The 15,607-nt window shown below is 67.7% G+C and carries 7 protein-coding genes; 1 reads left to right on the forward strand and 6 read right to left on the reverse strand.

Translation table 11 applies throughout. The features are described from left to right. Positions 1 to 7 precede the first annotated feature (7 nt). From ACZ4Z2_RS12770 to ACZ4Z2_RS12795, 6 genes are all read right to left on the reverse strand, one after another. Entirely contained in the window at positions 8 to 2,017 is a 2,010-nt protein-coding gene (locus ACZ4Z2_RS12770) for an AIPR family protein (RefSeq protein ID WP_468075155.1), read from the reverse strand. Beyond that, positions 2,010 to 3,020, reverse strand: a complete 1,011-nt coding sequence (locus ACZ4Z2_RS12775; RefSeq protein ID WP_468075157.1) for a PD-(D/E)XK motif protein — start codon at positions 3,018 to 3,020, stop codon at positions 2,010 to 2,012. The genes ACZ4Z2_RS12770 and ACZ4Z2_RS12775 overlap by 8 nt, the downstream gene beginning before the upstream one ends. Next, positions 3,017 to 5,800: a Z1 domain-containing protein gene (locus tag ACZ4Z2_RS12780; protein WP_468075159.1), complete on the reverse strand. Its 2,784-nt coding sequence runs from the start codon at positions 5,798 to 5,800 to the stop codon at positions 3,017 to 3,019. Before ACZ4Z2_RS12780 ends, ACZ4Z2_RS12775 begins: the two co-directional genes overlap by 4 nt. 63 nt (positions 5,801 to 5,863) lie before the next feature. Then, positions 5,864 to 7,339, reverse strand: a complete 1,476-nt coding sequence (locus ACZ4Z2_RS12785; protein ID WP_468075161.1) for an ATP-binding protein — start codon at positions 7,337 to 7,339, stop codon at positions 5,864 to 5,866. A 258-nt stretch (positions 7,340 to 7,597) separates the two neighbouring features. Next, a complete protein-coding gene (locus ACZ4Z2_RS12790; RefSeq protein WP_468075163.1) occupies positions 7,598 to 9,496 on the reverse strand; it encodes a hypothetical protein in 1,899 nt (632 codons plus the stop codon). Continuing rightward, complete coding sequence (locus tag ACZ4Z2_RS12795) at positions 9,496 to 12,891, reverse strand: helicase-related protein (protein ID WP_468075165.1); 3,396 nt, start codon at positions 12,889 to 12,891, stop codon at positions 9,496 to 9,498. Before ACZ4Z2_RS12795 ends, ACZ4Z2_RS12790 begins: the two co-directional genes overlap by 1 nt. 1,034 nt (positions 12,892 to 13,925) lie before the next feature. Here ACZ4Z2_RS12795 and ACZ4Z2_RS12800 point away from each other — a divergent pair. Continuing rightward, a complete protein-coding gene (locus ACZ4Z2_RS12800) occupies positions 13,926 to 15,353 on the forward strand; it encodes a NaeI family type II restriction endonuclease (protein WP_468075167.1) in 1,428 nt (475 codons plus the stop codon). The last annotated feature ends 254 nt before the right edge of the window (positions 15,354 to 15,607 follow it).

A 15,607-nucleotide genomic window follows, 5' to 3' on the forward strand; every position in this document is an offset into this window, starting at 1 on the left:
GTCGGACCTACGGGCCGGGGACGAACCCGAGCGAGAGCGCCTCGTTGCGCGCGTGCAGTGCCTGTACCGCCTGTGGCTCGGGGATCTCCTGTCCGAGTTCGAGTCGTCGGCCGACGTACTGCGTGAGCTGCCGCTGCGAGGGATCCAGGTTGTGCGTCTCCTTCGCCCATCGCTCGATGGCGTACCACTCGTCCGCCGGGATCGAGGTCACCTCGTCGCTCGCCCCGCGGTCACCTTCCGCACCGCCCGCGAGGGCCTCGTCGTCCAGCGGGTGATCACGGAGCTCGCCCTCCAAGTCGCGAGGAACGGACCAGGGCACGCGGGAGACGGCGTCCCAGCAGGCGGGCTTCTTGGCCCACTCTCCCACGTGGTTGCCCTCACGTGGCCTGGTGACGACCCGCATGACCCGGGGGCACAGATCATCGATGGCGGCTTCGAGGGCCGGCGAGATCCTCTGTTCACGCCAGATCCTGTCAAGATCGATGCGCTGTTCCGTGGCGAGCGCCAAGCGCGCCATGGTGTAGGTCGTGATCATGCTCTTGTAGCTGCCCGCCTCGTGGTTCGCCGCGATGCGGTCGACTGCCTTGAAGAGGACCGCCATGGCTATAACGCGCTGGCAGTACCGGACGTCGACCCGAGGGGGCGCCTCGCTGATCCGGTCCATGAACGCGACGAAGTTCTTCTGCGCTCCGCGGCTGACGCTGAACGGGAGAAGACTCCAGGAGTTGACGTACTTCGCGAGGTCCGCCTTCGTGAACTTCCGACTGGTCGGGTTGAGCTTCTTGAAGGTGCGTTGCTTCGCCGGTGTCCGGGCCTTGGCCACCTCGTCGGTGTACTGGCCGCGCGCCCTCTCGTAGAACCAGTGGGTCTCCTGGCCGCTGCCGTCCGGCGCCGGTGCCCACAGGGATCGGGTGATCCGCTGGACGGCCACGTGGTACGCGTGGTTCGAGCTGAAGTCGACGAGCGTCACGCGGTTCTGAGTGTTGGAGTACTCGGAGATCATCGGGACGATCTCCGAGAGCCGCTCGGGAGAGACCTCCGTCAGCTTCATCTGGACGGTCACGTGAGACAGGTCGGCCTTGTCCCGGCTCGAGGCGTAGTGCAACGAGGCCGTGGTCTGACCGCCGTTCACCACCTGGAGCCCGTGCACCCGGGAGATGCCCGTGGGGGCGCCGTCCGGGCCGTGTACGAAGTCGACTTGGGACGCGGTCGCCGTGATGCCGTTGTTGTACGCCAGGAACCTGCCCGGTGAGTGCAGCAGGGTCTCCCTGATTCCTCGGTTGACTGATCCGCGGGCCTGCAGGAAGGACCGGACGTTCAACTCGAGAAGTCTGGTCCCGTACTCCCCGTACAGTTCGGCCAGTCTCCGGCCGGGGATCACGGCCATGGTCACCGAGTGGTCCGGCTCGCTGCTGGGTGCCGAGACGCAGGGCAGCGGAGGATCGAACGTGACCACGATGGGCTCGCTGATGCTGCCGGACGTCTCGTGGCGGTGCAGCCGCGCCAGGTCCCACACCTCGTGGGTCACCGGAAGGCCGTCGAACTCGGTGGGCGGGAAGGAGGTACTCGTGCCGACGCGGTTGCTGAGCAGGAAGAGCCGGATCCTCCGTACCTCGGTGAGCGCCTTCTCCACTGCCGCGCACATGTCGTACACGTCGAAGGACTCGTCGATGTGCTGACGCAGCCCGTCCCGACACCGGCGGACGAACGTCAGCAGGCGCCTGAACGCGGTCTCCGCCTGCCCCTTCGTGAGTTTGGACTCCAGCGGGTCCAGGTCGAAGTCGGTCACGAAGAGGTCGAGGCACTCCCCGGAGTCCCCGATGCCGTACCCGTGCACGAGATGACCGCGAGCCGAGTGGTAGGCGGTGAACGTGTTGGACACGATGCCGGCCCGTTCCAGGTCCTCGAACACGCGCCGGGTGAACGTCTCCGGGGTGGTGGTCCCCTCGGCGTCGGCGGTGGCCTGGACGTCCGTGACGACGTCGTGGGCGTACTGGGACAGGTCGAGCTCAGGCATTGGGTCCCCCGATCATTGCGGTCACCTCGTCGGTCGTGGCGCGGTGGTGGTCAAGTCCCGAGGTGTTCACGTGGTAGGAGCACTCACCGACCCCCTCTGGAAGGTCTGCCTCGACGAGTCTCGGGAAATTCTCCCCCACGTGCCAGAAGCGCAGGTCGCGAACGGTGTAGCGAGGCTCCTCGTAGACGTCTTGCTGGCCGGGGAGATAGCCGGCCTGCACGAGACGACCGTCGAAGGCGGCTCGGACGACGGGGCTCGTGAGCTGCTCGCGTATGCGGTCCACCAAGCGGTTCAGACTCTCTCCTGAGCCACCCCGACGTTCGTCGAGCATCGCCAACGCCAACAGGAGCGCAGGCGTGCCGGTGTCGTCCAGCTGGCGCTCGCTGGCGATCCGGATGCTGCGGGGTCGTTTGGCGGTGCTGGCCTTCGCCTCGACGGCGACTCCGGGCAGTTGGAAGTCCTGGTTGGCTCCGCTCGGCCCCGTCCACGCGTCGACGGCCTCGGCCGGCCCGACGACGGGCAGGATGTGGTCGCGCAGCACCAGGAGCTCGCCGACGAGTCCACGGCGGGCCTCGGGGCCGAGACCGTCTCTGCCGACGACGCGAAGGAGGTCCTGCCACCGCTCGAACCTTTCCACCGCTGCTGTCAGGGCTGCTGCGGCCCCAGGGGCCTCTCGGACCGTGTCAGCCACGTCCGTGACGAGCGGGTTGAACACCTCGCGCAGCTCGTCGGCGGTGAGGACCACCTGTAGCTCGTACTCGAGACGCGACACGGCGCTCACGTTCATCTCCAGCCCGGCAGCGCGAGGCAGCTGGCGCACGGAGCGCACGATGTGGTCGGCGGAGCGAGCGTCCGCCCTGAGCACGAGCATGCGCTGCCGTGCCGGGTGGGAGACGGAGAGGAAGACGTCCAACGGGGCGTCTGGGTGCAGGCGGATACGGGAACGACCCGGGGCACCCTGGGGTGCCTCCAGGTCACGCCACTCGGACTCGGTGACGGTCACTCGTCGTCCTCCCCGTCGTCGAGGGCGTCAAGACCCTCCTTCTGCCAGATGGCGTTGACGACGTACTCGGTGTCGGACTGGTGCTCGGAGCGCGGGAAGCTCGCCTTGAAGCCCACCAGCGGCGGCCGGGCCCCACCGTCCTCGGCCGCTGGCCGTTCGACCAGGTAGACGAGCAGCAGTGCCTGGTCGGCCCGGCGTTGCCAGCGGACGTGGTCTCCCGAAGGCGACTGGGGCACCTTCTCCCGCTTCTTGATGGCAGCGGCCCTCTGTGTAGCTTCCAGGGCGGCTTTCACCTGGTCAGGATCGAGGTCGAAGAGGTACTCGTCGGGAGGGCTGAGCAGGCGGCGGATCGTGTACCGACCGTCGCTCTCGACATTGTTGAGCGCCGAGCGTTTCACGGGCCCCAGGCTGTAACCGGCGATGTCCTGCGGGTCCTCGGCTGCCTGCTTGCCCACCAGGACCACCGTCCACTGCGGGAGCTCACCTACGGCCATGCACTGTTCGATGTACTTCGCGATGAAGCGGGGGCGAACTCGCTGGGCCATGCGGTCGGTCTCGTAGTGGGTGAGGAAGTCCACGACAGCGTCGGAGGGCACCTGCTTCCACGTCACGTTGGCGCCCGCCGTCTTCTGGTCGGCGGTGGCCAGGCCGTCGAGCCTGCGTACGAAGTCCCCGAGCACCTTGAGGTTGTGTTCCGGGACCCCGTCGGAGACGTCGAAGATCACCGTCTCCGGCCCCTCCCCGGAGTAACTGAGCATGACCTTCGTGCCCTGGCGCATCTTGTTGGCAGCCGTGACGGCGAGACCCAGAGACGAGGCGCGGACCTTCAGGCCGAAGTACCTCGGACTGAGGTTCAACGCCGCCATCTCCTCGACCTCACGACGCAGTTCGTCGGTCGCGGCAGTCACCTCGATGTACTTCGCCTGCAGATCGGGAGTGGTGTACAGGCGGCAGAGGTCCTCGTGTCCCGGCCGGTATCCGAACCAGCGTCCCATCTGGAGCAGGGTGTCGTACGTGCTGGACGTGCGCAGGTAGTAGCTGACCGTCAGCCCCTCCAGGGTGAGCCCCCGGGAGAGCTTCTGGCCCCCGATCACGATGACCGAGAGACCGGTCCTGCGGTGCTCGTAGTAGTCGAGTGCGTCGCGGGAGGCGCCGTTGACCGTCTTGACCACGATCTTCCGTAGCGCGGGCATGAGCTGGCTCGACACGTCCTCCCAGGTGACGCGTCGGGCCTCGTCCGCGGGGAAGTGGTCCGTGGTGGGGACGAAGTCCCGCTCCCACAGGGTCCGGAACTCCGCCATGCGCTGCGGTGCCTGTCCGTACCGGTCGCGGAGCGAGTCCACGAGGAGCCGCAGGTAGTCGTCCACCTGGTCGCGGACGATCCCTTGGACCGCCGTGAAGCGGGTGACGTGCACCAGCATGGAGTTGTGCACCTTCGTCTGCCCACGCACCCGCCGTGCCGCGCTGGCGAGGACGAACGAGGCGATCGCCTCGCGCAGGGACCGTGGCAGGTCGTCGGAGGGGACGAAGGAGGACTTGTGCTTGCTCGGGATCCACGTCTCGGCGTCGTTCACGGGGCGTACGAGCGGAAGCGGGGGCACGTCCTCCTCGTCGTCGTTGTCGACTTGCAGACCGAACACCCGCTCCGGACCGAGGTAGTTGGTCGGAGAGGGCAGGGTGCGGATGAAACTGTCTGGAAAGAGGTCGGCGCCGAGTTCGGCGTGGTCGACGTCGGGGTCGATGTAGATGTTGGCGAACGGGGTGGCGGTGTACCCGACGTACGCCGACTTCTCGAAGCTCCTCATGAGCTCACGGATCGCGCCGTTGGTCCTGGTCGGATCCGCGTCGGGATCGCGCTCGGTGTTGATGGAGGCGTTGTCCGCCTCGTCGTCGATGACGAACAGCGGGATGTCGCGTACGACCTTGTTCCCGCTCTCGTCCTCCGTGCCCTGGACCTCGGTCACCCACGTCCGTAGGTAGTCGAGGATCTTCCAGTGTTTCTTGACGACGAGAACGACCGGGAAACGGCCGAGCGGGAAGTTGACGGCGTTGGCTGCCTGCCGGCCGAAGTCGCCCTTCTCCGAGCTGTTGGTGGGGGACGCGATGTCGAGCTTCTTGGCGCCCGGCATCCTGCCGGCACCCATGAGGCGGGACTTCCCGTTCTGGTTGGACCGTTGCTGGTGCTGGGTGTCGAACCCCAGGAGCCCCTCGTCGACACGGAGCTGGGTCTGGCTCCGGAGGTCGTTGTGGATGCCGGCGAGGATCACCACGAACTGGTACCCCGCGTCCACGGCCTTCGCGGCGAGCCCGATGTACTGGCCGGTCTTGCCCGACTGGACCTGCCCGATCACCAGGCCCGTCCGGCGCCACGAGCCGACACGGCGCGGGTCCTCGAGCTGGCTCAGGACCTCGTCCGTGCTCTGGTCCAGCCGACGCACGACGAGCGGCGGGAGGTTCCGGACGTCCTCCAGGTAACGGCGGTAGCGTTCCCAGAAGTCCCAGGCCCGGTCGTTTTTGGCTTCGGGCAGCCAGGGCTCGTGCCCGCTGTCGCTCTCCAGCCCGGAGGAGCCCTCCTGGAAGACCGCCGTCAGGACCTCGATCTCCTTGGCCAGCTGGTCACGGTCGAGAACCTCGCCTTGGCCGGCCAGCATCCCGAAGATGACGGTGACCGCGTTCTGTACCTCGTCCGGCGTCGGCTGACGGTCCTGCGACAGCAGTGCGAGAACCAGGCGACGGGCCTTGGCAAGGGACTCGAGAGAGTCCTCGGGGGTGGAACTCACGGCAGACCTCCGGCTGGGCGGGAACGGCATGGGGCAGAGTAGGGGCGGGCACCGACAACGGGTTCACCCGTTCCAGAAGCCCTGCATCTGGTCGAAGGGGGGCATCGTCCGGAGGCGTTCGCGAGCGGCCGCAGGCGAGCGGCCGTCTGAGACCAGCGCCTCGTATATGCGCTGTGCGACCTCCGTAGCCTCGGCGTCGGCGGGGCCGGGGCCCCCGAAGGGCTCGGGGTCGTCGCTGGTGTCCGTCTCGTGCATCACGCGAAGGGCGGCGACCGGCACCGTCTCCTCAAGCAGACGGATCAGGGCACGAACGTCATCCGAGCCGGCACCGCCGGAGCGCAGAGCCGCCTTCACCAGAGGGTGGCCCCGGTTGATCCTGCAGGCGACCTGGTCGTCGACACGGCGGACGTTCCATGCGTACACGAGCGGATCCCCGTGCGTGCGCGCAGCGATCTGCCCACGGTGCCGAAGCACGTCGGCGGCCCTTCTCCTGGCCTGCAGGGCGATGCGCCGCAGATGAGAGCGCAGCGCGACCGGCGGGACGACGCTGGACTTCCGGACGTCGACCCCCCACTCGACATCCGTCTCGGCGGGGATGTCCACGGCGATCCGCGCCAGGTTGTACTTCTCCTCGCGGCGCAAACCGCGCTGTCCGAGCCAGTCACCGGCCAGGATGAGACGGTCCCGGCGGTACACGTAGAACCCCTGCTGGTCGAGCCACCCACGCGGGCCGCCGGCCTTCTCGTACTCGTCCGGGGCGAGCCTCTGGGCGCTGGGGAGGACGAACGCCTCCACCCGTACGGAACCCGCCCCCGACCGCAGACGCTCGACCGGAAGTGGTTGAACGGACGGGTGGCGGGACAGGAAGGGATCCCAGGGCTCGACGGGGCTGCCCGACACACGCAGGTTGCGACGTCGGCTTCCGGTGAGGAACCTGCCGAAGACCATGCCCAGATGGGACTCCGTGCGGGCGGCCTCCGAGTAGAACTGCTTCTGGGTCCGCTCGTCCTCCACCGTCACCGCGTCGACGTGGTAGCCGTTGAGGCGCCGCCACAACACGACGGTGCCGTGGTCCGCGTCACCCCGGATCCTGTCGAGCAACTCGCCGGTCGTCTCGTCCGCGCCGCGTAGCAGTCGCCACTCGCCCGACCTCTCGACGACGTCGAGATCCCACGTGCGCACGTGCCATTCGCCGCTGGTGGCGGTGGCGACGGTGAGCTGCCGGGCCTGTGAGAACGAGGCCGACTTGAGGCCGACGCCGAAGCGCCCCAGGTCCGTAGCGCTTCGGGGCGCCGCAGGGCCTCGCGCGGCCACGGTCATGGCGGTCACGAGCTCGCCGGCGGTCATCCCGGCACCGTCGTCGGCGACGGCGATCCAGGAGTCCTGCCCGGCCCAGGTGAACTCGACGTCGACCGTGGACGCCCCCGCGGAGATGCTGTTGTCCACGAGATCCGCGATGGCGGCAGGCAGGGAGTACCCGAGCGAACTCAGCGAGGCGACCATGCCCGCCGGCTCCGGAGCTGCTATGTCGTACGTCACGCCGAATGTCCAGCCTGTTTCCGGTTTCTGATACTGGTTGCGATTATCCATGTATGCCGTTCAGGCCTTGGATGGGTAGTTGAGTGGGGTGCTCTGCCGACGCGAGGGCCACGTGAACGTTCCGTACGCCTCTCCGCGTGCTGCGGAAAGGGGGTCACTCATGCTCCACTTGTGGACGATCGGCGTTCGACGGGCCCTGCGACGTCTGGCGGGGCCGGTGTGGAGAGGGCATAGGACGGGCCCCTCCCCACCGGGCATTCACAGGGTTGGGTCCCAGTACCCGACTTTCGAGCCGTCCGGGGAGCCGAACAGGTGCCAGCGGGAGAGGTTCCGGTTCCAGGACTGACAGGCCGTCTCGGGGAGCTGGAGGCAACCGTGGTCCGCACCCTCGTTCGTGATCATGCAGTTGGGGTCGTACAGACAGGAGTCGTTGTCGACGGCCCGGCTCACGACCGCGTCGAGGTTCTGCTCGAGTACGGTCCGCATGGCACCGAGGCTGAACTCGCTTCCGCCGTTGGGATAGATGGCGAAGGCCAGGTCGTACGGGAACAGGTACTCGGACAGGCTGGTCTCGCTGTAGCCACTGTCGACTGCCAGCGCCCGCAGGAGCTGATGCGACAGGGAGTGGAGCAGACCGAACAGCTCGTGGACGGGCAGGTCGGGATGCCCCGGTGCCGGGCGGGTCTCGTGGGAGAGGGCCTTGCCGTCGCTCGGACCGAGCTGGTGCACCAGCCACTGGGCGACGCCGCCGGCGTCGTCGAGGGCGCGTCGACTCACGAGCTCGTTGCGGACCAACCACCGGCTCACCCGTTCCCTGTCCACCGGGAAGAGCAGCGCCTCCGCCTGTGTGGGGTGCGCGTAGAGCAGGGTTTTCTCAGGGGTGCCCCGTGAGGCGCGTCCTCGGTAGGGCACGAGATCCGCCTCCTCGGGGCTGAAACCCGTCCGGCTGTAGCCGATCGCGAGGTAGGTGATCGGGAGATCGCTCACCAGGCAGGTGTCCCGGCCGAGGCCAGCAGCCGCGAGGACCTCGGGGTAGCGCTCATACAGAGTGCGGCGCTCGGCGTTGCGTGCCTCCCGCTGAAGGCGGGGGACGCCCAGGCGCTCCAGATTGAGAACCCGACGGTAGGTGTGCAGCTCGGCTGCGAGCCCGCGGGCGTCGTCGCTCTCGGTGTCGAGTCCGAGAGCCTTGCCCACCCGCTCCCTCAGATGGTCCACCTCTACGGGCATGAAGCGCGCCCGCAGCGCACGTGCCTGGTCGTGCAGCCCGGCCTCCTCCATCACACGGATGCTCTCGACGACCTCGTCGGGGACGTCCACCGTGTGCCCGTCCGTGAGCCGCCGGAACTCCTCCTCGGTGATCTCACCGAGCCACCAGCCGAGTACGGCGGCCGTGTACAGGGGGTTGCCCTGGCGGGTGGCCTCTTCGGTCGTGGTCACGTTCACGAGCGTCAGGCCCTGGCCGACGTGCGCTGTCCCCGCCGTGTGGAGCAGGGGTTGCATGAACTTGTCCGGGAAGCTACAGGACGAGTTGCTGCAGCTCCACTGCACGCCCAGCGGGAAGCCGCATGTCATGCACTCCCAGCGGAAGTCACGGAACCGACTCGCACGGTCGTCCAGCCTGAACCGGGTGTGTCCCCTAGGGCACTTGCTCGGCGGGTACATGGGCGACATCTCGCCGCACCTGTGTGCGAACACGAACTGGAGCTGCCGGTTGCCGACGGCGTTTCCGCACGCGGGGCAGGCCGGCGGCCAGTCATCCGTTCCCGGCCGGGGGTCACTGGCTGACCAGACATGTCCGCAGCTGCCACTGGCACAGCGCACCACCCGAGGCCAGATACGGCAGAAGACCTTGCCGGGGACCACGACCTCGTAATGGCGGTCGGCGAGTCGGTCCTCGTCCCCGGGAAACTCGGGTGCCCGGTCGGAGCCGGCGGCGAACGCACGGCCGGCGGCCCGCCACCTGCGTACGAACCGCATGGCCTCTTGGACCAGGTGCTCGCGGTCGAGCGAGGGGCCGTCGAACTCCTCGTCCCGTCCGAACTGCACCACCTGAGCGGTGTAGCCGCCGCGGTGGTCGAAGGTCTGACCGGGACGGTACCGGTAGAGGACCTGACCCCGGTCGCGGGCCATGTCGTCGTGCCTCGGGTTGAACGCCATCACGACCTCCTGCCGTCGGACACGATGTGGAACGGGATACCCTCGGAGACATCCCGGAGACTCGTCATGGGCCGGTATTCGAGACCCAGGTAGTCGCCTGTGGCGCGGTATCCGCGGTTGTTGCCACCGGAGAGGCCGGCAGAGGCCCCGGTGGAGCGGAGGCTGGCCAGTGCATGCTCCACCATGTCCTCGAGATCACTGTGGAGCTCCTGGCCCTCCGGGCGATCCGACTGGAAGACCGTGTGAAGTGCCTCCAGCAGTTCGGTGAGCTGGACGCCCTCGAGCCCTCCGATCGAAGGATCACGGAGCGCGGCCTGCATCTTCGAGAGGTCGTGCAGGTGCCCTGGCGCGTTACCCGCTCGCCACCAGTCCCGGTTGGCGATCTGGAGGAGATGGCCCATCAGTATCCCAGGAAGGGTCCTGCGCACGGCGAACCGGCTCCAGCGGTTGATAGCCACCGGCTCGACCATCCGGTCCAGGTACTCGTGGAACTTGCCGTGGTACCGGTAGTGCGACCGGTCCCGCTCTCTCACCGGGTTGAAGAGCATGAACACGAGGCCGTGGTACTTACGGCCGACCCGTGACGACGCCTGGATGTACTCGGCCATGGACCTGGGCATCCCGTTGAACAGCATGAGGTTCAACCGGTCCACGTCGACCCCGTGGCTGACCATGCTCGTCGCGACGACCATGCCCGTGCTGCCGTTTGTGCTGCCCAGGTCGTCCAGGACACCGCGGACCTCGTCCAGGCGCGTCTCGCCTTTCAGCTCGGCTACGCGGAGATCGGGGAACCCCTCCCTGCGCAGGGCCTCGTTGACCTGGGTGTCCAGCGAGCGCCGGATACGACCGAAGTCCACGAGCGTCGTCGCATACGTGAGACTCGTGCGGTACAGGTCGACGACTGCGCGGAGCTCCTCCTTTGGCCAGGCTTCGAGAGCCGGGGGAAGATCCCGACGCTGGTCGAGCTTCCACAGAGCCCGGTGTGCGGACGTCAGGATCCTGACCAGCGTCATCTCCGCCGTACCCCGTGTCGGCATGACCCCGACGAAGCGACGCAGGGGAAGACCCCGGTCGAGACGCCAGTAGAAGCTCTCGTCGAGGTTGGGGCCGGGAAGAGGAACCACCACCGACCGCAGGCCGAAGAGGTGTTCGCTCTGGCGGTCCTCGCCACGGATGGTCGCGGTGGTCGCGACCACCTTCATCCGGACGCCCCGTCCGTCGGGGCGCTGTCGGGCCGTTAGCGTGCGCTGGACCTCCGCCAGGAGCCCCTCGTAGTGCCCCGAGAACGCACCGAGCTCCTCGTTGACCATGTGGAGTTCGTCGATGATCTCCAACGACGGGGAGGGGTCGTAGAGGGGAGCCCCCAAGGGCTTCGGAGGCGACTTCGGGTGGCCTGGGGCATGGCGCTCGTGGCACTTGCCGCCCCGACCGAACCCGTGGGGGGTGCACCAGCAGTCGACATCTCCGAAGAGCGCGCCGAACCGGTCCGACAGTCCGATGTTCGCGAGCTTGTCCAGCGTGCCGACCACGACGGTAGGGAGGTAGCGGTAGATCTCCGTGTCCACCACGACGATCGGGAGGACCTTGCCGCACCGTTCGTTGCCGCAGACGTGTTCCAGCCTGAGGCGCTGGGGGTCGGGCGGCGGGATGTGCACCGACCGCTCACCGCAGTAGGGGCAGTCGTGCACCAGGCGGAACGCGTGGCGCTCTGCCTCGCTCGCCCGAAGGCGGTCGAGTGTGCGGTCGGCGGTCAGGGAGTTCGGCGTGTTGCCGCCGCCGGCGTAGAACCCGATGAAGAACGGCCACCCGGGGTCACCGCCGACCTCCTTGAGCCTCTCGGCGTTCAGGTCCCGGACGATGTCCGCGGCAGCGACGACGTCGAGTTGCCGCTGTGTCTGCTGCAGGGTGAGCAACCTGAGGGGGAAACGACACCAGGCCGAGACACCGACCGCCTTGCCCCTGGCGCGGTCGTAGAACATACACACCAGCACCAGTCCGAGGTACGCCTCGGTCTTGCCACCGCCGGTCGGGTACCAGACGACGGTTGCCGCCTCGGTCGGGTCCACGCCCTGGTCGTCACCCCAGAGCCCGGGGGAGAAGAGGTGCTGCGGGTGCTCCCGCCAGGCCAGGGCGCCGAGCTGACTGACGATGGCCACGAGCTGGAACAGCCGCCATCCCCGACTCGGCCGCTTCCGCCGCTGGTTGAGCTTCGTCATGGACTCGTTCGCGAGCTGGAAGGCCAGCAGCAGGCGCTCGTCCCGTCGCAACCACGCGATGCCGTCGCGGAGCCGAGAGACCTCAAGCGCGGCGGCCCGTCGGTCGGCCTCCTTCCGGTCGGCCAGTCCGGGCCTGTCCTGGAGGTCTGCTGTGCTCCAAGCCGGCGAGTCCAGGTACGCCGCCATCTCGTCGGCGAGATCGTCGAGAACCGGAAGCGGGTCGGTCGCGAGCGCCGCGTATCCCCATCGTTCGTCGGTCCGTGGCACGGCGCGGTGGGTGTCGTGTTGTGGAACGGGCACACTGCGCACAGCCACGAGCCGCCCGTCATGCCACCGAGGCTCGACACCGCAGTTGTTCGCGTACGCTCCGAGCTCCCCGGAGTAGCGATAGGCGTCGGCACCGAGGTCCATCGTGATCGGCAGCAGACGGTCGCCCTCGACTTCCAGGCCCGCGCGGAACAGGGCGTTGTCCCTGGCCTCGTCACGGCGGGTACGACCGGCGTTGCTGCCCCGACCTTGGACGGTCACGACGGGGTCCTTGGCGAGGTTCTGGAGTGTCGCCGTCACACGGAGCCTGCCGGAGGCAACCGGCCTCGACGTGACGATGACGCGAGCGGCGGGGGACGGCACCACGGGGTCCCCGCCCACCTCCCGGGCCAGCCACTGTTCGAAGGCCTCGTCATCCTTCATCGCGCCAGGAGGGACCAGTCGCTCTCGGCGGTCGCTCCCGACGCGACGGTCGATCCGCGGGTCGCGGAGAGCCAGCTTGACGGCCTCCGCGAAGGCGTTCCGGAACTCGGCTTCCAGGGTCTCCCGCAGACCAGCCTCGTGCCCCAGGACGATCTCCACTGGCCCGACCGTCACGGCCAGTCGCTTGAACAACGGAGCCAGCCGGTACGGCTCCTCGCGTTCGCCGGCCCACTCCAGCTGCTGGACCCGGGTCGGCAGCGCCGAGTAGTAGAACGAGGCTCTGGCCTTGACCGTGACGGAGCTGGCGTTCTCGGCCTCGAACTCGAACCCGAGGCTGTCCGGAGTCGTCCGTCCGTACCGTGGAGCGGCGCCGCCCGGCTCGACGGTGTGGGGGCCGAGGCTCTCCATGAAATAGCGGGCGCTGGGAGGTTCGCCCAGGCATACGTCGCCTTGGGCCTCTCCGGTCGCGTCGCTGACCACCGCGCTCACGAGGTGCTCTACGAGCGCTGTCTGCTGGTCGACACTCGGCTCGAAAGGGGAAAGGGTCACGGCGTCTCCCCCAGCGGCCCTGTGTGTGCCGCGGGAAGGGGAGAGGGGCTGCAAGAGGACCTGACGAGGCAGGTGCTGTCGCTCGGGAACTGGCGACGGAGGAGCCGAATCGGCTCCGATGCGCGTGCCGGTGATGGTGGACATGCCGAACCGGCCCGCAGGACAGGGGTGTCCACGGGAACTCCAAGGTCCGCGAGTCAGAAGCCGCCACGGCACGACGCCATGGCCGGACATCTTCTGCTTCTCCGAACCTGAGCAGCATGGGCTCAGGCGGAGTGAAGTCACAAGCTGCTAACCCAAATTGGTCAAGTCTGTCTCGATCGATTCGACTTCTTGCCTGAATCGATCGAACGCACCGATGAGCTCCTGCTCGGATCGATCGGTGCCGCCGTCTCCTTTGACGTGAACGGGGGCTGCCGGCCTCTGCCGCAGGGGTGGACTACGAGTGGCCCCGCTCTCGCCTTACCGCTTCGGCTTCCCGGTCCTGGTCGTCGCGTGTGGTCAGCTCGGGCTCCCGTTCAGTACCTCGGCCACCTGGTCCTGTGCGCCATGCGGAGTAGAGGCCCGCCATCGCCATGGTCACCGCAGCGAGCGACTCGGGTGCGACGCCGAGCGCCACGAGGGCCACGCCAGTCGCCAGCACGGTCACGAGGGCTGCCAAGTCGTACATGGAGCGACGGGTGGAAGGGGTGCGCTGGGGCATGACGGCTCTCCTCTGGTGACGGAAGTGACGAAGTCAGGCTGCGGTCCCCGACGGCAGCTCGGGTAGGGTTCTCTCAGTTTCATCTGAGAGAACCCCGAATGTATCGAGAGAACGGACGCTGATGTCAGCTCGCCCGCGGGGGAAGGAAGGGCGGCCGCCTGGTCTTCCCTGCGGAGAGAACGATGCAGAGGACCTGCTCGTCCTGTTCCTGCGCGGCCTTCGGGATGCCGCCGGACTGTCGGTGGAGCGGATACACCTTCAGCTGCCCGACATGGTGGGCAACAAGCCGAAGCCGGCCCCGTCGACGCTGCACAGAGTCCTGAGGGGTGTGGGCCTCAAGAACCATCAGGGTTTGGTCAAGGCTCTCATCGAGATATGCGTCGCGGACCCGGTCGAGTCGGCGAAGGCCCACAGGAGGGCCCGTGCGCTGCTGAAGAAGGCGTGGGTGCAGCCAGGCCGAGCCGAGTCAGACCAAGGTCAGGGTGATGACAAGGACTGCACTGCTCACCTGGCGAAACTCGTTCATGTGCACGAACAGTTGCTGGACACCCAGGCCGCCCTTGGTCTTGCCCTCAAGGCCAAGGAGCAGGCGGAGGCCGAGCTCGACGCCCGTTCGAGCTCACGCGAAGAGGAACTCCGCGAGCTGCGACGCAGGTTGCTGGCCGTCACGGGCGAGCGGGACGCGGCACTGAAGTACGTCCAAGAGGTGATGCAGCGGATTGCTGACTTGGAGAGGATGCTGCCGACAGCCGGTCCGCAGCCGGTCAGGAAGGCGGGGCCGGGGCATGGAGCGGAGCTGATATCCGGCGGCGCACACGGTGCGGACGAAGTGCGGGTGGTGAGGGAGGAACTACTGGGTCTCGATCCCTCCGGGCGGCGTATGGCGGCTGTGCTGGGGCAGGCGATGGAGAGACTCCTCGACGGTGAGCTCACTGGACGTTTTCGCTGGGAGGAGCTCACCAAGTCGGAGAAGGCGATGGCTGGGCAGCTCGTCGGGAACCTGATGCGGCACGACTTCCGGTTCGACACCCGCGGATCGCTCGACTTCAGGGTCGCCGGGGTTGACGTAGATCTCAAGGTGACGTCCGGTTCGACCTGGATCATCCCGAGAGAAGCCCAGGGCCGTGTGTGCGTACTGGTCCACCTCGACCACCGCAGGGGGTTGTGGAGCCTCGGAGTGGTGAGGGCGACCGAGGAGATGCTGGTCTCTGGCGCCAACAAGGACGGTAAGCGGAATCTGAGCCGGGCGGGACGCGAGGCGATCGAATGGATCCACAAGGACAGCCGTCTGCCGGTGAACGTCCTGAATCGACTTCCTGCCGCCGACTTGGAGGCGATTCTTGCCCAGACAACCGGCCAGGGGCGCGTGAACGAACTGTTCCGCGTGGCGCAGCGCCAGTCGGTGACCCTTCCGGTCCTCGCTACGGTCGCGAGGCAGCGGGATGCGGCGAAGAGAGCGCGGGATGCACGGAGGATCCTGGCCGACGAGGGCATCCTCGTCCTGAACCACCGCAACTCCGATCCTGAGATCGCCAGGGCCTTGGGGTTGCCGGTCCCGGAGAAGGGGACGTGGGTCAGCGTTCGTCTGGCGCCGGCCACTGAGGCAGATCGTGACTCTGGTCGGTCGGTCGTCCTGTCCGGTACGTGGTGGAGACTGGCGAAGCCGGATGATGGACCGAGTCCTCTCCCGGAGTACTGACGCGTCTACGTGCTGAGGCCGGTACGAGGCAGAACTCACGAGTCACCCGGACCCGGCGTCGCACGGCACGCTACGGGCGGCCAACTCACCCGCGTGGCCAGGTCCGCTACCCCTAAATGAGTTGCGCTTACATCCACAGTCACAACTCGATCGACTCTGTCGAACGAGCCGCACGATAGGGAAGACCTGCTCTACGAACGCGCGCATTATCACGGATGAGGCGGTCGCACCAAATCTCCGATTCTCCGGATCCT

It is taken from the genome of Streptomyces sp. NPDC030183 (assembly GCF_055573455.1).

Bases quoted from the DNA above. Each gene is read 5' to 3' on its own strand.
- ACZ4Z2_RS12770 (WP_468075155.1), bottom strand. From the start codon at position 2,017: ATGCCTGAGCTCGACCTGTCCCAGTACGCCCACGACGTCGTCACGGAC.
- ACZ4Z2_RS12790 (WP_468075163.1), bottom strand. From the start codon at position 9,496: ATGGCGTTCAACCCGAGGCACGACGACATGGCCCGCGACCGGGGTCAG.
- ACZ4Z2_RS12800 (WP_468075167.1), top strand. From the start codon at position 13,926: ATGGTGGGCAACAAGCCGAAGCCGGCCCCGTCGACGCTGCACAGAGTC.